General features: G+C 52.2%; 20 protein-coding genes. 13 read left to right on the forward strand and 7 right to left on the reverse strand.

Annotation, left to right across the window (positions count from 1 at the left end; genetic code table 11):
* Positions 1-37: 37 nt before the first annotated feature.
* The gene (locus F3J40_RS20020) at positions 38-430 is read right to left on the reverse strand and encodes a winged helix-turn-helix transcriptional regulator (RefSeq protein ID WP_167017467.1); all 393 of its coding nucleotides are present in this window, start codon (positions 428-430) and stop codon (positions 38-40) included.
* Positions 431-524: 94 nt separating this feature from the next.
* On the opposite strand from F3J40_RS20020, the gene F3J40_RS20025 reads away from it, so the two are divergent.
* From F3J40_RS20025 to F3J40_RS20040, 4 genes are all read left to right on the forward strand, one after another.
* Positions 525-1,367, forward strand: coding sequence for an SDR family oxidoreductase (locus tag F3J40_RS20025; protein ID WP_167017550.1), 843 nt, complete (start codon positions 525-527; stop codon positions 1,365-1,367).
* Positions 1,368-1,588: 221 nt separating this feature from the next.
* Positions 1,589-2,155 (forward strand): sugar dehydrogenase complex small subunit, encoded by a 567-nt coding sequence (locus tag F3J40_RS20030; protein WP_167017469.1) that lies wholly within the window; start codon positions 1,589-1,591, stop codon positions 2,153-2,155.
* A gap of 16 nt (positions 2,156-2,171) precedes the next feature.
* Positions 2,172-3,830 (forward strand): GMC family oxidoreductase, encoded by a 1,659-nt coding sequence (locus F3J40_RS20035; protein ID WP_167017471.1) that lies wholly within the window; start codon positions 2,172-2,174, stop codon positions 3,828-3,830.
* Positions 3,827-5,218 carry a cytochrome c gene (locus F3J40_RS20040; RefSeq protein WP_167017473.1) on the forward strand — a complete coding sequence of 464 codons (1,392 nt, stop codon included), beginning with the start codon at positions 3,827-3,829 and terminating at the stop codon, positions 5,216-5,218. Before F3J40_RS20035 ends, F3J40_RS20040 begins: the two co-directional genes overlap by 4 nt.
* Positions 5,219-5,258: 40 nt before the next feature.
* On the opposite strand, the gene F3J40_RS20045 is transcribed toward F3J40_RS20040, so the two are convergent.
* Positions 5,259-5,729 (reverse strand): NanQ anomerase/TabA/YiaL family protein, encoded by a 471-nt coding sequence (locus tag F3J40_RS20045; protein ID WP_167017475.1) that lies wholly within the window; start codon positions 5,727-5,729, stop codon positions 5,259-5,261.
* A gap of 260 nt (positions 5,730-5,989) precedes the next feature.
* Here F3J40_RS20045 and F3J40_RS20050 point away from each other — a divergent pair, with 260 nt between their 5' ends.
* From F3J40_RS20050 to F3J40_RS20060, 3 genes are all read left to right on the forward strand, one after another.
* On the forward strand, positions 5,990-6,982 hold the full coding sequence (locus tag F3J40_RS20050) for a LacI family DNA-binding transcriptional regulator (protein WP_017348645.1): 993 nt from the start codon (positions 5,990-5,992) through the stop codon (positions 6,980-6,982).
* Positions 6,983-7,135: 153 nt separating this feature from the next.
* A complete protein-coding gene (locus F3J40_RS20055; RefSeq protein ID WP_167017477.1) occupies positions 7,136-8,083 on the forward strand; it encodes a 2-hydroxyacid dehydrogenase in 948 nt (315 codons plus the stop codon).
* 82 nt (positions 8,084-8,165) lie between these two features.
* Positions 8,166-9,482: an MFS transporter gene (locus tag F3J40_RS20060; protein WP_167017479.1), complete on the forward strand. Its 1,317-nt coding sequence runs from the start codon at positions 8,166-8,168 to the stop codon at positions 9,480-9,482.
* 47 nt (positions 9,483-9,529) lie between these two features.
* Here the strand turns inward: F3J40_RS20060 and F3J40_RS20065 are convergent, their stop codons facing one another.
* A complete protein-coding gene (locus tag F3J40_RS20065; protein WP_167017481.1) occupies positions 9,530-10,396 on the reverse strand; it encodes a LysR family transcriptional regulator in 867 nt (288 codons plus the stop codon).
* A 93-nt stretch (positions 10,397-10,489) separates the two neighbouring features.
* On the opposite strand from F3J40_RS20065, the gene F3J40_RS20070 reads away from it, so the two are divergent.
* The 3 genes from F3J40_RS20070 to F3J40_RS20080 are packed head-to-tail and all read left to right on the forward strand — an operon-like array spanning position 10,490 to position 13,055.
* Positions 10,490-10,990, forward strand: a complete 501-nt coding sequence (locus F3J40_RS20070) for a lactoylglutathione lyase family protein (protein ID WP_167017483.1) — start codon at positions 10,490-10,492, stop codon at positions 10,988-10,990.
* Positions 10,983-11,933, forward strand: coding sequence for an alcohol dehydrogenase catalytic domain-containing protein (locus tag F3J40_RS20075; protein WP_205297458.1), 951 nt, complete (start codon positions 10,983-10,985; stop codon positions 11,931-11,933). Before F3J40_RS20070 ends, F3J40_RS20075 begins: the two co-directional genes overlap by 8 nt.
* Before the next feature lie 18 nt (positions 11,934-11,951).
* The gene (locus F3J40_RS20080) at positions 11,952-13,055 is read left to right on the forward strand and encodes an NADH:flavin oxidoreductase/NADH oxidase (RefSeq protein ID WP_167017485.1); all 1,104 of its coding nucleotides are present in this window, start codon (positions 11,952-11,954) and stop codon (positions 13,053-13,055) included.
* A 156-nt stretch (positions 13,056-13,211) separates the two neighbouring features.
* Here the strand turns inward: F3J40_RS20080 and F3J40_RS20085 are convergent, their stop codons facing one another.
* The 3 genes from F3J40_RS20085 to F3J40_RS20095 all read right to left on the reverse strand — a co-directional run bounded on the left by F3J40_RS20085 (position 13,212) and on the right by F3J40_RS20095 (position 15,355).
* On the reverse strand, positions 13,212-13,625 hold the full coding sequence (locus F3J40_RS20085) for a DoxX family protein (protein ID WP_167017487.1): 414 nt from the start codon (positions 13,623-13,625) through the stop codon (positions 13,212-13,214).
* A 368-nt stretch (positions 13,626-13,993) separates the two neighbouring features.
* Positions 13,994-14,632 carry a bifunctional 4-hydroxy-2-oxoglutarate aldolase/2-dehydro-3-deoxy-phosphogluconate aldolase gene (locus F3J40_RS20090; protein ID WP_167017489.1) on the reverse strand — a complete coding sequence of 213 codons (639 nt, stop codon included), beginning with the start codon at positions 14,630-14,632 and terminating at the stop codon, positions 13,994-13,996.
* Positions 14,633-14,806: 174 nt separating this feature from the next.
* The gene (locus tag F3J40_RS20095) at positions 14,807-15,355 is read right to left on the reverse strand and encodes a GNAT family N-acetyltransferase (RefSeq protein WP_017348636.1); all 549 of its coding nucleotides are present in this window, start codon (positions 15,353-15,355) and stop codon (positions 14,807-14,809) included.
* Positions 15,356-16,221: 866 nt separating this feature from the next.
* Between F3J40_RS20095 and zigA the strand changes: the two genes are divergently transcribed.
* The 3 genes from zigA (at position 16,222) to F3J40_RS20110 (ending at position 19,875) form a co-directional block, all read left to right on the forward strand.
* Positions 16,222-17,442 (forward strand): zinc metallochaperone GTPase ZigA, encoded by a 1,221-nt coding sequence (zigA, locus tag F3J40_RS20100; protein WP_167017491.1) that lies wholly within the window; start codon positions 16,222-16,224, stop codon positions 17,440-17,442.
* A gap of 365 nt (positions 17,443-17,807) precedes the next feature.
* Positions 17,808-18,656, forward strand: coding sequence for an undecaprenyl-diphosphate phosphatase (locus F3J40_RS20105; RefSeq protein ID WP_167017493.1), 849 nt, complete (start codon positions 17,808-17,810; stop codon positions 18,654-18,656).
* 154 nt (positions 18,657-18,810) lie between these two features.
* The gene (locus tag F3J40_RS20110) at positions 18,811-19,875 is read left to right on the forward strand and encodes a linear amide C-N hydrolase (RefSeq protein WP_167017495.1); all 1,065 of its coding nucleotides are present in this window, start codon (positions 18,811-18,813) and stop codon (positions 19,873-19,875) included.
* 50 nt (positions 19,876-19,925) lie between these two features.
* Here F3J40_RS20110 and F3J40_RS20115 read toward each other — a convergent pair whose 3' ends face one another.
* Positions 19,926-20,387, reverse strand: a complete 462-nt coding sequence (locus tag F3J40_RS20115; protein ID WP_167017497.1) for a YlaC family protein — start codon at positions 20,385-20,387, stop codon at positions 19,926-19,928.
* Positions 20,388-20,432 lie beyond the last annotated feature (45 nt).

Genomic DNA, 20,432 nt, shown 5'->3' on the forward strand with positions numbered 1-20,432 from the left:
TGTGCAATGCAGGATCTCTCCGACTGATGCTATGAAACTAAGCTTGCTCCGCCAACAGTTTTGCCATTTGGCTCTCTTCAATCAGTGCGACCAGCCCCTGAATTTTCAACGCTGCCTCCGTACCCAACTCGGTAAGTGAATACTCCACATGGGGCGGCACGGTGTGCATCGATTTGCGAATCAACATGCCATCGCCTTCCAGTGACTGCAACGTTTGCGACAGCATACGCTCACTGACCCCCTCTATTTCCCGGCGAATTTCACTAAAACGGTGTTTGCCAGAGAGGAGCACTAACATGATCAGCACACCCCAGCGGCTGCTGAGGTGTTGTAAGACTTTCCGGGAAGGACAACCTGCTGCCAGCACATTACAGCGTTCGAATTGTGCTACGCCTTCAGCACTGTTATTCAGTTTTTTTGTTGTAGTCATTCAATCACTAACCTTTTTGTAAGTACTTACTAAAAGTAATTTAGACAACTATAGTAACTGAAACCCGTCGAAACAACATTACGAGGATCGGATGATGACAATTGCAATTACCGGTGCGACTGGCCAACTGGGCCGTCTGGTTGTGGAAAAACTGAAACAGAAAGTGGCGAGTGATGAGATCGTCGCGTTAGTGCGCGATCCGGCAAAAGCTGCGGATCTGGGTGTGGCGGCGCGTGCATTTGACTACAGTAAAGCTGAGGGGCTGGATGTGGCGCTGCAAGGGGTTGATACCCTGTTACTGATTTCGGGCAATGAGATTGGTCAGCGTGCGGTGCAACACGCCAACGTGATCGAAGCGGCCAAAAAAGCCGGTGTAAAGCATTTCGTTTATACCAGCCTGTTACGTGCGGACAGCTCTCCTCTGAGCCTGGCACCGGAACATGCGCAAACCGAACAGGCCATTAAAGCCTCTGGTCTGGACTACACCATTCTCAGAAATGGCTGGTACACCGAGAACTATACCGGTTCAGTGGGAGCCGCGCTGGGATTAGGTGCGCTCTATGGCAGCGCAGGGGAGGGTAAGATTTCATCCGCAGCGCGCGCTGACTATGCGGAAGCGGCAGCCGTGGTTCTCACCAGCGCGGGCCATCAGGGGAAAACCTATGAACTGGCGGGCGATGCGTCCTATAACTTAAGCGAGCTGGCAGCAGAAATCTCGGCGCAGAGTGGTAAAACGATCCCCTACACCAATCTCCCGGAAGCGGATTATGCCGCAGCCTTGAAGCAGGCAGGTTTGCCTGACTTCTTCGCCGAGGCGATTGCTTCATGGGATACCGGCGCTTCACACAATGCCCTGTTCGATGAAGGTCATCAGCTTTCCCGACTGATTGGCCGTCCCACTACACCATTGAAAGAGAGCGTGAAGGCGGCACTGTAGCCAACACGGGTAGCATAACAAAGCCTCCGCAAGGGGGCTTTATTCATTCTAATGTATGAAGAACCAGTTCTGGTTGATATTTGTACTGTTTTATCATTTTGCGCTTTTTCTGCGAAAACCACACAAAAGTAACGATATTTATTAACAAAAATGTTTTGTTACCGGTATCATTTGTGAGGTTAATCACGTAATAACCTCCAACTTCTCACACCAGGCTCCCGATGAAACAACGAATAACGACAAATTCTACTGCTGCATCAAAAAATGGAACCGGTTCCACCCGGAGAGAGTTCCTGCTTGCTGCTGCCGGATTAACGCTGTCTGGCGCACTCACTGCGCTGCCGGGCCGCGCTTTTGCCGCCAGCGTCACCAGCGGTCGAGATGCGCTTCGCGACTTTATTGCCGTATCACACTCCGTCACTGAACATCAGCACCTGGATGTTGAACTGGGTGCGCGTTTCTTCACTGCTTTTACCGAGAGTGATGCATATTTCGCTGAGCGCGTAGGCCAGTTAGCACGTCTGATCCAATCCGGCGATAGCGCCGAGCAGCTGATGGATCGTGCTCGCGCGGCAGGGTTGGGTGATTTTCTCTATGCCATTGTCACCGCCTGGTATACCGGCACGATTGGCAATGATTATCACGGCAAGCTCATCGCCTATAAGCAGGCATTGATGTATCAGCCGGTCAGTGACGGACTCATCGTTCCGACCTACTGCGGCAACGGCCCTTTGTGGTGGACACAACCGCTGCCTGATGACAACAACTCGCTGATTTCCTCTCTCTAACACACAGATACTAATAATGAATAAACAACCTGTTTTTACTGCTCAGGGTGATGCTGAGGCAGATATTGTGGTCGTCGGTTCGGGCATTGTCGGCGGTATGGTGGCAAATGAACTGGTGAGCCAGGGCTATTCGGTGCTGGTTCTGGAAGCGGGCTTGCGTATTGAGCGCGCTCAGGCGGTAGAAAACTGGCGTAACATGCCGTTTGCCAATCGCGCGGGGTCGGATTTCCAGGGGCTTTATCCTCAGTCGAAATTCGCCCCAGCACCGCTTTACTTCCCACCGAATAACTATGTCAACGTCACCGGGCCAAGTGCCGGGAGTTTCCAGCAGGGTTACTTGCGCACGGTAGGAGGGACCACCTGGCACTGGGCGGCCTCCTGCTGGCGTCATCACCCCAGTGATTTCGTCATGCAGTCGAAATACGGCGTGGGACGCGACTGGCCTATCGCCTATGAGGAGCTGGAACCCTGGTACTGCCGTGCTGAAAATGAAATTGGTGTCGCCGGGCCAAACGATCCTGCTCGTCAATCTCCTGCCCAGCGCAGTCAGCCATATCCAATGGACATGGTGCCGTTCGGTCATGGCGATAACTATTTTGCCAGCGTAGTGAATCCCCATGGTTACAACCTGGTGCCGATCCCACAGGGCCGCAGCACGCGTCCATGGGAAGGTCGCCCCACTTGTTGCGGCAACAATAACTGCCAGCCCATTTGCCCGATTGGCGCCATGTATAACGGCATCCACCATGTTGAGCGTGCGGAACGCGCAGGTGCGGTGGTACTGGCAGAAGCGGTGGTCTACAAAATGGATACGGATGACAACAACCGTATCACCTCAGTTCACTGGCTCGACAGTTCTGGCGCATCACACAAGGCGACGGCGAAAGCCTTTGCGCTGGCCTGCAACGGTATCGAAACGCCACGTTTGCTGCTGATGGCAGCGAATAAAGCCAACCCGAACGGGATTGCCAACGGCTCGGATATGGTTGGCCGTAACATGATGGATCACTCTGGCTTCCACTGCTCATTCCTGACCGAAGAGCCAGTATGGCTGGGACGCGGGCCGGCACAAAGCAGTTGCATGGTCGGCTTCCGTGACGGTGATTTCCGCCGCGACTACTCTGCGAACAAAGTGATACTGAACAATATTTCCCGCGTGGTGCCTGCCACACAACAGGCGCTGAAAAAAGGTCTGGTGGGCAAAGCGCTGGATGAAGAGATTCGTTATCGCGCCACCCACGGCGTGGATCTCTCCATCAGTCTTGAACCCCTGCCAGACCCGGAAAACCGCCTGACCTTAAGCAGTACCCGTAAAGATCCCCACGGTTTACCTTGCCCGGATATTCACTACGACGTGGGTGACTACGTGCGTAAAGGTGCGGAAGCCTGCCACACGCAGCTGGAACACATCGGTCAGCTCTTTAATGCCAAAGAGTTCAACATCACCACGGCGCTCAACGCCAATAACCACATTATGGGCGGCGTGATCATGGGCAAAAGCGGTAAAGATGCGGTAGTGGATGGCAATTGTCGTGCCTTCGACCATGAAAATCTGTGGCTGCCGGGCGGTGGCGCAATCCCCTCGGCGAGCGTGGTGAACAGTACGCTGACCATGGCTGCGCTGGCATTAAAAGCGGCACATGATATGAGCCTGCGTATGAAGGAGCTCGCATGAAAAATCTACTTGCGGGCTTCGTAGCCGCCACGCTGACATTCGGTGTGCAGGCGGAAGCGGTAGACAGCCACCTGTTACAACAAGGGGAAGCGGTGGCCATCGCTTCGGACTGTCAGGCATGCCATACCGCGCCGGGCAGCAAAAGCGCCTTCAGCGGGGGCTATGGCATCGCCTCGCCGATGGGGGTGATTTACTCAACCAACATCACTCCCGCTGCGGCAGGGATCGGGCGCTACAGTGAAGCGGAGTTTTCTGCCGCCGTGCGCCACGGCGTGCGTGCAGACGGCGCGAACCTTTACCCGGCGATGCCGTATACCTCCTACAGCAAAATGACCGATGCCGATCTCCATGCGCTCTATTACTACTTCATGCATGGGGTAAAGCCGGTTGATGAGGCAAATCAGCAAACCGACTTGCCATTCCCGTTCAACCTGCGCTTTAGCATGGGGATGTGGAATGTGATGTTTGCGGACAGCACGGTATATCAAAACGATGCCAGCCAAAGCGCCGAGTGGAACCGAGGCAATTATCTGGTCAATGGATTGGCTCACTGTAATACCTGCCATACGCCACGTGGTCTGTTGATGCAGGAGAAAAGCGATCAGCCGCTGGCGGGTAGCCCGCTGGGCAGTTGGTACGCGCCAAACATCACCTCCGACAAAGTGAGTGGGATTGGTGGCTGGAGCGATGATGAGCTGGTGCAGTATCTGAAAACTGGCCGAGCCGAAGGTAAAAATCAGGCGGCCGGGGGCATGGCAGAAGCGGTAGAGCACAGTTTGCAGTATTTGCCAGAAAGCGATCTGCGTGCGATTGCCGTCTACCTGAAAAGCACTAAGCCGATCCGTACCGAGGGAGAGACGCAGCCAGCCTTTAATTACGGTGCGCCAATGGATGTGGAAAACAGCGTGCGCGGCAGAAATCCGAATAATGCCAATCAGTCGTTGACCAACGGCGCGGCGTTATTCAGCGGTAACTGCGCCAGCTGTCACCAGCCGGATGGATCTGGCAGTGCGAACCAGGCCTATCCGTCGTTGTTCCATAACACGGCTACCGGGATGCGTAATCCCAATAACCTGATTGCGACGATTCTGTTTGGCGTGCAGCGCGATACGGCCGACCATCAGGTATTGATGCCTGGGTTCAGTTCACCTTCTTATGTCGGGCAACTGACCGATCAGCAAGTGGCGGACATCAGTAACTTTGTTCTGGCCCATTACGGCAATCCTGATGTCAAGGTACAAGCCGGGGATGTGGCCTGGGTGCGTAAAGGGGGGCATCCACCGCTGCTGGCGCAGGCGCAACCGTGGATCTTGCCGGGCGGCATTGCGGCACTGGTGATTGTGTTACTGGTGGCTGGATTCTGGCTGCGACGTCGTCGCGTAAGATAATGAAACCGGCCCCGCGTGGACTGCGGGGCCAGGTCAGGCGCTATTTCAGCAGCGCCTGATTGATTTTCACCACGATTTTACGCAGCGGCTGGGCCACGCTCAGGGTACACATGGGACGATGCAGTTCTAACGGGAAGATAATGGCCAGCTCACCCCGTTGCAGATGCACCAGCGTTTCGCTATCAATGCTGTGGCAAAAGCCTAAGTCTTTGCTCTCATCAAAGGGTTCGATCAAGCTGCGGGTAAGGGCGGAAGTGCCGGTGCCAATGATCTCTTCACCGGTTAATACCAGATGGATGTCGATGTACTTACGATGAAATTCGGGCAGTTGCAGATTGATATCCCGTGTTTCAGCTTCCATCACGCTGAAAAATATCTCATCACCATCAATCAGATATTTACCAGGCGGAAGTTCATCGGGCTGTCTGAGCTGAATTTGCTGCAATGTTTGGCGAATAATTGCCGGATAAAGAGGGTTTTCCAGTGCATGCTGTAAGGCATCAATAATCATAATGTCTCCATGTTAAACCGCTGCGCAGATACATTGCGCTTAAAAACGCTGAAGGATGGGTACACTCTGACAAATTTTGTGCCGGGAAAAATGTGACGCATGTCACTTATTGCCATGTTACTTCACAGCGTTACTTCTGCTGTGATCGACTGCACCCGTCAGCATAAGACTGCACAGAATCCCGCGATTTCAATAATTTATTTTTCACCCAATCCCGCGCATAATAGCGCGATGTTATTGCCGTCTGGCGGAATTCTCTGATGAAAATGCAACGTATTACACTGCATGATATAGCCACGCTCTCCGGCGTAACAAAAATGACCGTCAGCCGCTATCTGCGTATGCCGCACAAGGTTTCGCAAGAGACCGCCGCCCGTATCGCCAGCGTGATTGATGAGCTCGGCTATGAGCCGGATGCGGATAATCCGATTGTCGCCAGTAATTCACTGCCGCGCATCGGTGTGTTGATCCCTTCCTTCAATAATCAAATATTTGCCGATTTGCTGGCCGGGATTGAATCGGTCACTACAGCGCAAGGTTTTCAGACCGTGGTGGTCAATTATGATTATGATTTGCAACGTGAAGAGGAACAGATCGCCACCGTTTTAGCGTTTAACGTGAAAGCACTGTTATTAACTGAAACAGTGCATACGCTGCGCGCGGAAAAATACCTTAATGCTGCCAATATTCCCGTCGCGGAAGTGATGGGGATCAGCACTAATCTGAACCGTATTAATGTCGGCTTTGATAATTATCAGGCCGGATATGATATGACCAACATGCTGATTGCCAGTAACCGGCGTTGCATTATTTATTTTGGTTCCATGTCGGATGTACGTGATGAACAGCGCTATCAAGGCTATCGCGATGCCATGCTGGCGGCCAATTTACCGGAAGGGCGCATTGTACCGAATAAGGTCTCCTCGGTGTCGATTGGCACCGGTATGATGACGCTGGCCAGGCAGATGTATCCTGAGATTGACGGTATTCTCTGCACCAACGATGATCTGGCTGTGGGCGTGTTACAGGAGTGCCGTGCTTCAGGGATACGCGTGCCGGAACAGATGGCCATTGCCGGTTTCCACGGCCTGGACATCGGCCAGGTGACTACGCCACAGCTCGCCAGTGTAGTGACGCCGCGTTTTGAAATGGGCAAAGTGGCGACCGAAATCCTGATCAAAAAAATTCAGCAACGTCCGACGATCGAACGGGTCAATCTGCATTATCGTTTGTCGATGGGAGCCAGCCTGTAAACCCAGCGGCATCTTATTGATTTGTCTGTACGATCACGCTGTCAGTAACAGCTTTTTTTAACACGCTTTAGCGTGAGGCAGATCTCACAAATAGTTACCAGACTCTCTTTAATAGATAGCCATCGGGCTAAGACTTTTAAAGGGAGTGTTCCAGTGACTGATTCTAACCGTCCAGCAGTATTGTTGATTGCCAGCGTACCTGATGCGCTAATCCAGCGTCTCAACGCGACTTACACCCTGTACAAACTGTATGAACAGACCGAACCGTTGGCGTTTCTGGCGCAAACCGGCCACGAGATTCAGGCGGTGGTTACGCGCGGTGATGTGGGCGTGAGTGACGCCGTGCTGGAAAACCTCTCCAACGTTGGGATGATCGCTGTCTTCGGTGTGGGGACAGACGCGATCAATCTCGATTACACCCGTCAGAAAAACATCCGCATCAGCATTACTTCCGGTGTGCTGACCAATGACGTGGCTGATATGGCGCTGGGACTGATGCTCAGCGGCGCACGCAACCTGTGCTCAGGGGACCGTTTCGTCCGTGAGCAACAGTGGTTAAAACAGGCTCCCTCTCTGGGCGTGCAGGTCAGTGGGAAAAAACTCGGCATTGTCGGAATGGGTAATATCGGCCAGGCGATTGCCCGACGCGCAGCGGCATTTGATATGGATATTGCCTATGTGAGTCGCACGGAGAAAACCGACCTGCCATGGCGTGCCGTAACGTCAGTCAATGCGCTGGCTGAGCAAAGTGATTTTCTCGTCATCGCGGCTTCAGGCGGGGCATCGACTCGCCATCTGATTGACGCCAATGTGATTGCGGCGATGCCTGAACATGCGTGGTTAATCAACGTTGCACGGGGTTCGTTGGTGGATGAACAGGCGCTGATTACCGCACTGCAAAATAAGCAGATTGCCGGTGCCGCCCTGGATGTGTTCGCTGAGGAACCGCAGGTGCCTGAAGCGCTGCTGGCGCTGGATAACGTGGTGTTACAACCGCACGTGGGGAGTGCGACGCATGAAACCCGTCAGCGTATGGGTGACGTGGTCTTTGCCAACCTGGATGCCTTCTTCCACCAGCGCCCATTGCCCAACGGCTTATAAGCCGACGTAGCTCAACTCAAACCCTCTAACAGGACGTGCCTGACACGTCCCGTTCTCCCTGTTTATCTGCACGGAGGTGCATATGCGCGAGTCTCTTCCTCGCACGCGATGGTATCGCGTGATAGTGCCGATTTTGATTACCTGCATTATTTCGTTCATGGACCGGGTCAACATCAGTTTTGCGCTACCTGGTGGCATGGATCAAGATCTGGCAATTACCAGCCAGATGGCAGGTGTCGTCAGCGGGATCTTCTTTATTGGCTATCTCTTCTTGCAGGTGCCAGGGGGCAGAATCGCGGTTCGTGGCAGCGGCAAACGGTTTATTGCCTGGTCACTGGTTGCGTGGCTGGTGGTGTCCGTCGCCACGGGGTTTGTGACCAACCACTATGAGCTGCTGGCGTTACGCTTTATCCTCGGTGTTTCTGAGGGGGGAATGTTGCCCGTGGTGCTGACCATGGTGAGCAATTGGTTCCCGGAAAAAGAGCTGGGCCGGGCGAATGCCTTGGTGATGATGTTTGCCCCGTTGGGCGGCATCCTGACCGCGCCGGTTTCAGGGTTAATTATTAACATGCTCGACTGGCGCTGGTTGTTCATCATTGAGGGGCTGCTCTCAGCCGTCGTGCTGGTCGTGTGGTGGTTGGTGATTAGTGACCGGCCAGAAGAGGCGAAATGGCTGCCGGAAGCAGAAAAAAACTGGCTGCTTACAGAGTTAGCCAGGGATCGTGCGGCGGTACAGGCACAGGCTCCACAGGGCAAAGCATCACTCAAAGAGGTGTTCCGTCACCCAACGCTGGTCAAACTGGTCCTGTTGAACTTTTTCTACCAGACCGGGGATTATGGCTATACCTTGTGGCTGCCGAGTATTCTGAAAAACCTGACAGGCAGTAATATGGCGGGTATTGGCTTGCTTGCCACACTACCGTTTATCGCCACACTATTGGGGATCTATGTGATTTCGTGGTTCAGCGATCGCTCGGGCAAACGTCGTCTGTGGGTGACGATCTCACTCTCTTGTTTCGCCGCTTCACTGCTGGCTTCGGTTGCGCTGCATCAGCACATTGTGGCGGCCTATATTGCCCTGGTGCTGTGTGGTTTCTTCCTTAAAGCTGCAACCAGTCCGTTCTGGACGATTCCAGGGCGTATCGCTTCCCCTGAACTGGCCGGGAGCGCGCGCGGTGTGATTAACGGCCTCGGTAATCTTGGCGGTTTCTGTGGGCCTTATCTGGTCGGGCTGATGACCATGTTTTATGGGCAAAGTGTGGCAATGTGCGTTCTGGCCGGTTTCCTGCTGGTGGCTGCACTGTTGGCCATCAGATTGCCTAAAACTTGTGACAGTGGTGAGGTGACTCCCTCCAGTGACGCTAAGGAAAATCCTGGCTTGTACGCGGCGAAACGGTAGGCTCTTTGCGACTGGGCTAGCAAAAGGTAGCCCAGTTCGCGATTACCTTAAAGCTGCTGCTGTAGCCACGTTAATGCGCGCTGAGCGCGCGTCGACAGCGGCCATTCCGCACGATGTATCATCCACAGCGTATCCACCAATAGCACCTCATTACACACCACCTTGATTTGCTGTGGTCTGGCAAAGGCCAGGCGCGCATATTTGGGAATGACGGTGAAGCCCAGCCCACGTGCGACGGGTTCCAGAATTAAACCGATTTGATTGCTGAATCCCCGCTGCGGCAGGTTGCGTACGCCGGGATTGCCGGGAAAACGTCGGCTTAACAGGCGGGTTGCCATGGCCTGACCATCTGGGTGATCGATGTAACCCAGTGCCTCCAGATCCTGCCAACTGCTAACGGTAGCGGTAGCGGGTACCACCAACTCCAGCGGTTCCTCAGCAAATTGCTCCGCCACCAGACGCTTATCATCGGGTTTTTGCGTGACCAGACCCATTTCATAGCGGTTGTGCAGCACGGCATCAATCACTTCACTGTCCGGCGCAAAGCGGTGACGAATCAGCAAGTCGGGGTGCTGTTGCTGGAGTGAAAGCAACAACGGATAAAGCCGCAAGCCAATGCTGCCCGGTGAAATCAGGCTGACTTCACCACAGGTGCTGTCACCATCACTGAGGCGCAGGGCAAGGTGGCGCTGCGCGCGATCGACCTGTTGACAATATTCCAGCAGCGCACGGCCCGCTGGCGTAAGTTCGAGCGGACGCTTACTGCGTAAAATCAGCGGACCAAGCTGTTGTTCCAGATGGCGGATGTGCTGACTGACACCCGCCTGGGTAATGCCCAGCCGGTCGGCACTCTGTGTAAAGCTGCCAACGTCAGCCAACATGGCAAATGACTTCAACCATTGTGGATTAAGCATAATGATATTTTATAAAACCTATAACTGAATCACTGTTTTCATTATACAGAGTGCTGGTTAGTCTGGGGGCTAATTTGTCAGAGGAGAATTACCATGTCAGCCCCTTATCCACGCACGTTTTCCCACATTGGCCTGTCCGTTACCGATCTCGATGCCGCAGTAGAATTTTATACCGAAGTGATGGGGTGGTATTTGATCATGCCGCCGACGGCGATTCAGGAAGATGAATCCGCAATTGGTGTGATGTGCAGCGACGTTTTTGGTCAGGGATGGGAGAAGTTCCGTATTGCGCACCTCTCCACCGGTGACCGCGTGGGCGTAGAAATTTTTGAATTCAAAGCCGCGCAGAAGCCAGAGAACAATTTTGAGTACTGGAAAACCGGCGTCTTCCACTTCTGCGTTCAGGACCCGGATGTGGAAGGTCTGGCCGAGAAGATTGTGGCAGCGGGCGGCAAGCAGCGGATGCCAGTACGTGAATATTTCCCTGGCGAGAAGCCCTATCGCATGGTGTACATGGAAGATCCGTTTGGCAATATCATCGAAATCTATAGCCACAGCTATGAACTGACCTATTCGGCGGGTGCCTATGCCTGATATCGCACAGTGGCGTGGCTGGCAATGGCAGGGGGGTGATTCAGCGCGGGATCTGCAAGACAGTGTGATGACGGCACAACCGCTCCAACCCGGCGATGTTCTGGTGCGTAACGCGGCCATTGGCCTCAACCCGGTGGACTGGAAAGTGCTCGAAAGCCAGGTGGGTCTGGTGCCCGGCGTCGATGGGGCCGGGACGGTGGTTGCTGTTGCCTCGGATGTTGATCCCGCATGGCTTGGCGCGCGTGTTGCCTATCACCAGAGTTTGCGGCGCAACGGTAGCTTTGCTGAATATACTCCGGTAGCGGCGCAAGTATTAATGCGTGTCCCGGAGGCGATGGATTTTGCCAGCGCGGCCGCTTTCCCCTGTCCGGCGCTGACAGCCTGGCAGGCCATCACTAAGCTGCCACTGCTGCCAGGGGCCGAGGTTCTGATTGCAGGGGCTGGCGGTTCAGTCGGCCATTTTCTGGTACAGCTGGCGCATGTGCGTGGTTTTGTTGTGACCACGCTCAGCCACCCACGACACTGGGATCGCCTTAAGGCATTAGGTGCGAAGCGCTGCGTGGAAGATACCGAGCATAATGCGGAGCCACGCTATTTTGCCGCGATCGATGCCGTAGGTCCGCAACATGCGGCAAGTCTGGCGGATGCACTGCTCGCCAATGGTCATCTGGTTTGCATTCAGGGCCGGGTGGAACAGTGGCCATGTAGCCCCTTTGGTCGTGCCATTTCACTGCACGAGGTTGCCCTTGGCGCACTCCACACCTATGGCAGCGCCCAACAGTGGCAGGCATTAACCCGGCAGGGCGAGCAGTTGCTGGCGCAGTTGGCTGACGGGAGATTGCAGAGCGAGACGCTACTGCAATTCCCCTATGAGCAGCTCCCCAGAGAGCTTCAGGCGTTGCAGTATCGCAACTTCAGCGGCAAACAAATAATTGTGCTGTAAACAGAGTAAGAGGTTGTTATGTCAGGATTATTCGATACGTTCCGTTTAAAAACCTTAACGCTGCGCAACCGAATCGCAGTGCCGCCTATGTGTCAGTACAGCGCCATTGACGGTGTCAGTAATGAGTGGCATCGCGTGCACTACAACAGCCTGGCGCGCGGTGGTGCGGGACTGGTGATTGTGGAAGCGACCGCGGTATCACCAGAGGGCCGGATCACTCCAGCCTGTCTCGGGATCTGGAATGATGAGCAGGCAGAAAAACTCGGCCAGATTGCGCGTGAAATCAAAGCTTCTGGGGCGGTGCCAGGCATTCAGATTGGACATGCCGGACGTAAAGCCAGTGCTAACAAGCCCTGGGAAGGGGATGATCACATTGCTGAAGGCGATCCTGCCGGTTGGGAAACAATCTCGCCGAGTGCGGTAGCCTTTGGCAATAATCTGCCGCGCGTCCCTAAAGCGATGACGCTGGAGGACATCAAGCGAGTTCGGGAAGATTTTGTTCGTGCGGCTGAGCGCGCCCGTGATGCGGGTTATGAGTGGCTAGAGTTGCACTTTGCCCATGGGTATCTGGCGCAAAGTTTCTTCTCGGTGCACGCTAACCAGCGTACCGACGAATACGGTGGTGATGCTGCAGGACGTAGTCGTTTCCTGCGCGAAACCTTTGACGCCGTGCGGGCCGTATGGCCAGAAAACCTGCCGTTAACCGCGCGTTTTGGCGTACTGGAGTTTGATGGTCGTGATGAAGAAACCTTGCAAGAAGCGATCGAGCTGACGCGTTACTGGCGTGAAAACGGTCTGGATCTGCTCAGCGTGAGCATCGGCTTCTCAACACCGGATGCCAATATCCCGTGGGGTGCGGCTTTCCTGGCACCGATTGCGGAACGCGTCCGTCGTGAAGCACAGATCCCGGTGGCATCAGCGTGGGGCATTGATTCGCCGCTGATCGCCAACACCACCATTGAGCAACAGCAGCTCGACCTGGTGATGGTAGGCCGCGCGCATTTACAAAACCCAAACTGGCCGTATCAGGCCGCGTTGGCACTGAATAAAGATCGCCCGTCATGGGTGCTGCCAGCCCCATATGCGCACTGGCTGGAACGTTATCGCGTCAGTGAGTCCTGATTCGCGGCATCGTTAAAACATAAATAAAAAAAGCCTTCCGCTATTGGAGGGCTTTTTTAGTTGGCAAAGCGTTTAAATTCCCCGGTGGGAATGTTATCCACCTTAAAAAGTAAAACCGGCCATCCAGAAATGGATGGCCGGTTTTATTCTGCGTAATTAACGACGGTCGAGTGAGTAACGACCTGGTCCGGTGATAGCCAGCAATAACAGGCCACCAATAATGCTGATATTTTTATAGAAGTTAATCATGTTGGCATATTGATCCATGCCGGTCATGTGCCAGTATGGGTGACCAATGAATGAGGTTGCCAGTACGTACACCGCCATGATCACTGCCAGTGGGCGAGTGTAAAAACCCAGTGCTATCAGCAACCCTACGCCAAATTCCATCGCAACAGCGACTGCTGTAGCCACCGCTGGCACCGGTACGCCTAATGAAGCCATATAGCCTGCGGTGTAACTAAATGCCATCAGCTTTTGCCATCCGAAAATAATAAACAGCACCATCAGAGCAATACGGGCAACCAGGATAATACCGTCTTTTTGATTATCTAATGAAAAGTAGCGCATGTGAATTTCCTTAAAAAAATAGGTTAACGTTAATTTTAGTTGCCTGATGTGCGTTGCTTGTTGAGCATTATCACAATCATCTCATCAGTGAATAAATCTTTATCTGAAGCCATCGTTGATTGCTTATCTGCAACCTTGCTGCCTGACCTGAAACTGATTATACGTAAACTTATTAGTTAAACAATTTACAGTTTTGCCTATCACTGTCTCATTTTGGTTGACAGTAAGCGCTGGGTGGCCTTGCAGCAGTGAGGAGGTGCGGTATTAATGAAGGGAAGTGATTTAAATGTGAAGTCGCCAGAGGGTGAGGGGCCTCCCTGGCTTTTATACGTACCGCCACAAAGTTTGCAGCGGGAGTCTCGGTTTGCTTAACGGAACTGAACCAGGGCAGCTTCAGCCAACTCAGTGATTCGGCTGTAATGACCGGATTGTAAAATCTCAGGGGTGACCAGCCACGATCCTCCGACACACGCTACGTTAGGGAGCGCAAGATAGCTGGCGGCATTCTGCGGGCTGATACCGCCAGTAGGACAAAAGCGCACATCAGGGAAGGGACCGCCGATCGCTTTTAATGCTGCCGTGCCACCATTCGCTTCCGCCGGGAAGAATTTAAAGGCGTTTAAGCCAGCTTCATAACCTGACATCAGTTCTGAAACCGTGCTAATCCCTGGGATAAACGGCAGGTCGGCGCCCTTAGCATGATTCAGCAGCGAATCCGTTAATCCGGGGCTAATGATGAATTTTGCCCCCGCAGTTTGAGCTGCCTCAAATTGAGCGGGATTGAGGACGGTACCGGCACCCACTACTGCTTCAGGATATGTCTCTGCAAGCAGTTTGATGACATCAAGTGCTCCCGCTGTTCTTAACGTGACTTCTAAAACGTTGATCCCACCATCCAGAAGCGCTTTCGCCATGGGCAGTGCAGTTTCAACATCGTCAATCACCAGTACCGGAATCACCGGGCTGAGCTGCATTATTTGTAATGGTGTATAGGCGGTGACAGCCATGAATTGCTCCCAAAGTGGATATACCTCTCATCAGCAGTAACGATAAGGTAGCATCATGATGTGGAATCATGTCGCGGCCTGCAAGTCCTTCGCATAAAGAGAGGGGAGGCGAACTCACTGAATCACAACCCCAGGCGACTGCAATCACGCCCGGAAGCGTAAACCTGACGCTAATTATGACTGCGTCGGCTGATCGATATACTTATGATTATCTTTATAGAAATCTGTCACCATCACCGGAACATCAATTTCATAGTAAAGATTGGTTTCATCTTCACTGTGCGGACGATGGGATATTTTCCGGATAAACCGTAGTGCCGGTTTGTTATCTTTTCTGGCGTCAACTATCACCAGACGGATACCAATGCTATGCATGTATTCGCATATCAGCAAAATGCTTTCAATGGCGGAAGTGATCGTTTTTTGATCGTTAAGTATCCAGCTGCCGCACTGTGCTGTACTGGCCTCATGATTGACATTGTAAGCACGGAGGGAACCTACCGGTTGGTTATTATCAGTTCTTTGAATAATAAAGTAATATTCCCGACCTTCCTGCTCGCGTAACTTATAATTCTCCAACCAGGTTTTTTGCTGGAGTGGATCATCATCCACCGGAGTCAGAAATTGTGCGCTTTTTGGGGCAACACGTAAGCTGTGAATGAAGAGGTAATCGCTCACCTCGGCTAAACGGAGTGAAATAGTTTTACCCTGAACAGTGCCCATTGTTATTATCCTTATCAATACTGGCGATGAGTACTTAAGTATTTAACACTTTATTAAAAAAAGTGTAAGACGTCCCACCTTTTTTTCACAGTAATAAGTAAATAGTAGGGATTAAGAAAACTCAAGCTAATTTTGTGTTATTTCCAAGAGCCAGAGTTAATTAACTGCCAATAATGAAATTTATTTCCAGATAATTCCAGGTATGTTTTGTTTTATCTTATTGTTTTCTCAATGCTCAGCGTGACATGCCTCAAGAGGCCTGTGACAATGCTGCAAACAGGCTGAGTGGCGATAGGAAAAAAGTATGATTGATGAATTAATTGAATCTTCAGGGAAAAATATTTTTAACTGTCAGAAATAATTGTAGACTAAATGTTAAGAGTATCATTTTTATGTCAGGATATTAGAATCTTAAGAAAATTTCATTTAAACCTGCATTTAGTCCACTTTAAACATTAAGAACTGTGAAGTCAGCGGGGATGACAAATGATAAATTCCGGTGCATGATAGTTTCGCATTTACGCTGATGTCATATCAGATTTACAAGAGGATTTTGCCACTCTGTTTTTCAGAGTGGCTTTTTTTCATCTTTATGCTGCTTCTCTCAAAGGAGATGCAGACATTTATTTTATATGCAAGTTTGCAGCACGTTGAGTTTCTTCCATTTTCATTAATCCCCCTTCGTTTCTCCTCACTGTCTCTTTTGATCCCCACGCTCCAGAGCGGGGCTGTCCGCTTAGGCACGTTTTGATCGTGGTATTGCAAATTGTTATGTTATAACATAACCAAAACCAAATGTGGCACCCGACAGCTTATACACGCTTTCGGAAAATCAGTGCCACCGATCACCTTTGTAAGGAGCTGCAATGTCAACCACCACCTCAAATTCAGGCACGTTTCGAAAATTGCCGGTTACCGTGCTATCTGGCTTTCTTGGCGCGGGGAAAACCACGCTGCTAAATCACATCCTCAATAACCGTGAAGGCCGCCGTGTGGCGGTCATCGTGAACGATATGTCCGAAGTTAACATTGATGCGGCGCTGGTGCGTGACGGGGGTGCTGAGCTGTCGCGTACGGATGAAAAACTGATCGAAATGAGTAACGGCTGCATTTGCTGCACCTTACGTGAAGACCTGCTGCTGGAAGTCGACCGACTGGCTAAAGAGGGGCGTTTCGATAATCTGGTGATTGAGTCAACGGGCATCTCAGAGCCGTTACCCGTCGCAGAAACCTTTACGTTTGCCGATGAAGAGGGGCAAAGCCTGTCTGAAGTTGCCGAGCTTGATACGATGGTCACGGTCGTCGATGGCTTCAACTTCCTCCGCGACTACGAAGCTAATGATAGCTTGCAGTCACGCGGTGAATCACTGGGTGAAGAAGATGAACGCACAGTGGTTGATCTGCTGGTCGATCAAATCGAATTTTGTGATGTGCTGATCCTGAATAAAACTGACCTGATTAATGAGGCTGAAAAGGCGCGCCTGCTGGCCATTCTTCACTCCCTGAATCCGCGGGCGAAAGTGGTGACATCCAGCTTTGGCCAGGTCGCACTGCATGAAGTGCTTAATACCGGCCTGTTTGATTTTGATGCGGCTTCGCAGGCTCCGGGTTGGCTGAAAGAGTTGCGCGGTGAACATACGCCTGAAACAGAAGAGTACGGGATCCGTAACTTTGTTTTCCGTGCCCGTCGTCCATTCCATCCTGAGCGTTTCTTTGATGTTACTGAAGGTGACCTGCAGGGTGTTGTGCGTTCAAAAGGCTTTTTCTGGCTGGCGACTCGCCCAGAATATGCTGGATCTTGGTCGCAGGCAGGCGGCGTATCCCGGCAGGGGCTGGCGGGTATGTGGTGGGTCAGTGCGCCACAGGATCGCTGGCCACAAGATGATGAAACGCTGAGCTTCATTATGGAAAACTGGGAGGAGGGCACCGGTGATGCACGTCAGGAAATCGTGTTTATCGGCGTTGATATGGACGAGCAACATCTGCGAGAAAAGCTTGAGCAGGCGCTGCTGACCGATGAAGAGATGGCGCTGGGGCGTGCAGGCTGGCAGCAAATGGCCGATCCTTTCCAGCCCTGGTTTAATTAACATCCATTACCTTTTTTCCGTTTAAATGGCATGGCGCGCCAACAAGGCGCGCTAACTGCTAATGTTATCCCTGGCTGCTGAGTAAATAGCGACCAGAGCAGGATTTACCCTTCTTAACGTTTTCTCCAATACGACCAAATTCACACGGCTGCGTCGTCTGCACACCCACAAAATGCAGCAGTGAATGGCGCAATCATCGTTTTGTCATCATTTTATGCACGTCAGATAAAGGGCGAGAAAAAGCTCAACAGAAGTTAAATGATGGCGGGTTTCGGACAAAACGTATCAAAATCTGACCCTTAGTTAGGTTATTACTATCAACGCATTCCACTGATATTAATGGCGCACTTTATAAGGGTAAAAGCATGACATTGTCTGATGTAGCCATACTGGCTGTTGTACAAGGACTGGCGGAACTCCTCCCGGTGTCCAGCTCTGCGCATGTCATCATGGCGGAAAAAATGTTGGGTCTGAATCCATCCGCGCCAGATATGACGCTGCTGCTGGTGCTGTTGCACACCGGCACCATGTTTGCGGTGATTGTCTATTTCTGGCGACAGTGGTTAGCGACGTACTTCAGTTCCGGCGCGGCATTTCGTCGCAACGTCTGGCTAATCATCATTGCTACCCTGGCGACAGGCATTACCGGTGGGATATTGCTGAAACTGATTACTCATTACTACGCCGCCAATGCGCCCGGTTTTGAAATTGAACAATTATTCAGTAATAGCAAGCTGATCTCCGCAGGCTTATTGGCAGCAGGGATACTCATTATTCTCTCCGCCCGCATCAAAGAACGCCAGGGCGGGGACATGACCTCGGGTCGAGCGGCTGTGGTTGGGGTAGTTCAGGGGCTGTGTCTGCCATTTCGGGGATTTTCCCGCTCGGGGGCCACGATTTCCACCGGGCTGTTGGTTGGCATGGCGCGCAGCCGTGCGGAGGAGTTCAGCTTTGCTCTGGCCGTTACGCTGACTCCAGTGGTGGTCGCTAAAGAGGTCTATCGCGTATTTGCTCATCAGAGCGGTGCTGGCGCTGTCGCATCAGGCTCGGCTACCAGCGGTTTGCTGTTGCCCTCACTGCTTGGCATGGTGTTCAGCTTTGCCGTTGGCTTGCTGGCGCTGCGTTGGCTCTCGCGCTGGCTGGAACAAGATCGCTGGCATCTGTTTGGCGGTTATTGCATCGCGGCTGCCGCTTTAGTCTTCTGGTTGGGATGAGATAACCCTTTGGCAGATGGGCCAGCGTTATGGCCCATCTGCCGTATCACACAATGATTAAATTCATAGCGAAAAAGTAAAACAGACTAAGCTTAATGCTGTCGCAGCTCTGCACTTCACCACTGGCACAGCATCCGCAAAAGGAATTGAGCTTATGTTATTGAAACTTCGCACCCTCAAAGCAAAACTGACCGCCTCCGCGCTGGCGATGAGTTTGTTAATCCCTACGGTAAACGCCTGTACCCGGCTGGTCTATCTGGGGGCAGATCATCAGGTCATTACGGCCCGTTCGATGGACTGGAAAACCGATGTTGGCACCAACCTGTGGATTTTCCCGCGCGGTATGCAGCGTTCAGGGGAAGCCGGCGCTAATTCCCTCCACTGGACCTCCAAATACGGCAGCGTGATTGCCACAGGTTATGATATTTCCACCACTGATGGCATGAATGAAGCGGGCCTGGTGGCTAACGTCTTGTGGCTGGTTGAGTCGCAATATCCCGAACACGGTGATAATAAGCCGGGCTTAACCATTGCCGCCTGGGCGCAGTACGTGCTGGATAATTTCAGCACCGTGCAGCAAGCCGTTGATGCTCTGCGACAACAACCGTTTACCATTGTCACGGACAATGTGCCAGGCGAGGAGCGGCTAGCAACCCTGCATTTAGCGATCTCCGATGCCTCGGGCGACAGCGCGATCGTGGAATATATCGACGGCAAACAGGTTATACATCACAGCCGTAGCTATCAGGTGATGACCAATTCGCCGACCTTTGACAAACAACTCGCAATGGAAGAGTACTGGAAGGAGGTTGGGGGGACGGTGATGTTACCTGGCACCAACCGGGCTGCGGACCGGTTTGCTCGCGCCAGCTTCTACGTCAATGCTATCCCAAAAACGGAAAGTGCTGTTGAGGCGGTGGCCAGTACCTTCAGCGTGATCCGCAATGTCTCCGTGCCCTATGGCATTTCTACCCCCGATCAGCCAAATATCTCTTCAACACGCTGGCGCACGGTTGCTGACCAGAAGCGTCGCCTCTATTTCTTTGAATCCGCCTTAACGCCAAACGTTTTCTGGACGGATCTGAATAAAATCGATTTTTCCGCGGCCACGGGCAAAGTGATGAAGCTCGATCTTGGGCCTAACCAAACGCACATTTATTCAGGGATGGCCAATGCCTCGTACAAGGAGGCGACACCGTTTAAATTTCTTGGGCGTTGAGGTAATGACAGAGGGGAAAGGCTAAATGGCTTTCCCCTGTCATGAGACGATTAGCTTCTTAGGCGGTAAATGTCCGCAAAGTAAAGATGTCCTTTCTTTTTATACTGCGCGTTCAGCGTGTTTTTTTCCGTTTCCGACAGCACGTTGCCATTAATCAGTTTTTCGATAAAGGCTTCTTTAACATGGACTTCCATATACCAGTCGCCGGTATAGCAATTTTTCCAGGCCCCTTTATCAATATCTTTTACGCGGTAAGACGGATTGATATGGAAGAAGAAAAAGAAGTTACAGACGGCGAAAATCACGCAGCAGACGGTGTATTCAATGCCGCCAAAGGAATCGGAGTACATCAGAAGTCCCATGGTGAGGACAAACAGGAAACACATTAAGCCATACAGCCCAGGGTATTGTTTAATGAAGGAAACATCAAAATAAGGGCGGTCATCACGCTGCTCTTCCTGGTTAATTTTATTCAACTCTTCCTGTAGGACAACATTAAGCTCAGTGTTCATTTATAGTGCCTTATCAGCGAATTATGCTGTAGTAATGGTGTTGAG

Source organism: Candidatus Pantoea multigeneris, from assembly GCF_011752615.1.
Lineage (GTDB): Bacteria > Pseudomonadota > Gammaproteobacteria > Enterobacterales > Enterobacteriaceae > Pantoea > Pantoea multigeneris.

Excerpts from the sequence above, each read along its gene's own strand:
- F3J40_RS20020 (WP_167017467.1), bottom strand. The coding sequence starts at position 430 with ATGACTACAACAAAAAAACTGAATAACAGTGCTGAAGGCGTAGCACAA.
- F3J40_RS20025 (WP_167017550.1), top strand. The coding sequence starts at position 525 with ATGACAATTGCAATTACCGGTGCGACTGGCCAACTGGGCCGTCTGGTT.
- F3J40_RS20030 (WP_167017469.1), top strand. The coding sequence starts at position 1,589 with ATGAAACAACGAATAACGACAAATTCTACTGCTGCATCAAAAAATGGA.
- F3J40_RS20035 (WP_167017471.1), top strand. The coding sequence starts at position 2,172 with ATGAATAAACAACCTGTTTTTACTGCTCAGGGTGATGCTGAGGCAGAT.
- F3J40_RS20040 (WP_167017473.1), top strand. The coding sequence starts at position 3,827 with ATGAAAAATCTACTTGCGGGCTTCGTAGCCGCCACGCTGACATTCGGT.
- F3J40_RS20045 (WP_167017475.1), bottom strand. The coding sequence starts at position 5,729 with ATGATTATTGATGCCTTACAGCATGCACTGGAAAACCCTCTTTATCCG.
- F3J40_RS20050 (WP_017348645.1), top strand. The coding sequence starts at position 5,990 with ATGAAAATGCAACGTATTACACTGCATGATATAGCCACGCTCTCCGGC.
- F3J40_RS20060 (WP_167017479.1), top strand. The coding sequence starts at position 8,166 with ATGCGCGAGTCTCTTCCTCGCACGCGATGGTATCGCGTGATAGTGCCG.
- F3J40_RS20065 (WP_167017481.1), bottom strand. The coding sequence starts at position 10,396 with ATGCTTAATCCACAATGGTTGAAGTCATTTGCCATGTTGGCTGACGTT.
- F3J40_RS20070 (WP_167017483.1), top strand. The coding sequence starts at position 10,490 with ATGTCAGCCCCTTATCCACGCACGTTTTCCCACATTGGCCTGTCCGTT.
- F3J40_RS20075 (WP_205297458.1), top strand. The coding sequence starts at position 10,983 with ATGCCTGATATCGCACAGTGGCGTGGCTGGCAATGGCAGGGGGGTGAT.
- F3J40_RS20080 (WP_167017485.1), top strand. The coding sequence starts at position 11,952 with ATGTCAGGATTATTCGATACGTTCCGTTTAAAAACCTTAACGCTGCGC.
- F3J40_RS20085 (WP_167017487.1), bottom strand. The coding sequence starts at position 13,625 with ATGCGCTACTTTTCATTAGATAATCAAAAAGACGGTATTATCCTGGTT.
- F3J40_RS20090 (WP_167017489.1), bottom strand. The coding sequence starts at position 14,632 with ATGGCTGTCACCGCCTATACACCATTACAAATAATGCAGCTCAGCCCG.
- F3J40_RS20095 (WP_017348636.1), bottom strand. The coding sequence starts at position 15,355 with ATGGGCACTGTTCAGGGTAAAACTATTTCACTCCGTTTAGCCGAGGTG.
- zigA (WP_167017491.1), top strand. The coding sequence starts at position 16,222 with ATGTCAACCACCACCTCAAATTCAGGCACGTTTCGAAAATTGCCGGTT.
- F3J40_RS20105 (WP_167017493.1), top strand. The coding sequence starts at position 17,808 with ATGACATTGTCTGATGTAGCCATACTGGCTGTTGTACAAGGACTGGCG.
- F3J40_RS20110 (WP_167017495.1), top strand. The coding sequence starts at position 18,811 with ATGTTATTGAAACTTCGCACCCTCAAAGCAAAACTGACCGCCTCCGCG.
- F3J40_RS20115 (WP_167017497.1), bottom strand. The coding sequence starts at position 20,387 with ATGAACACTGAGCTTAATGTTGTCCTACAGGAAGAGTTGAATAAAATT.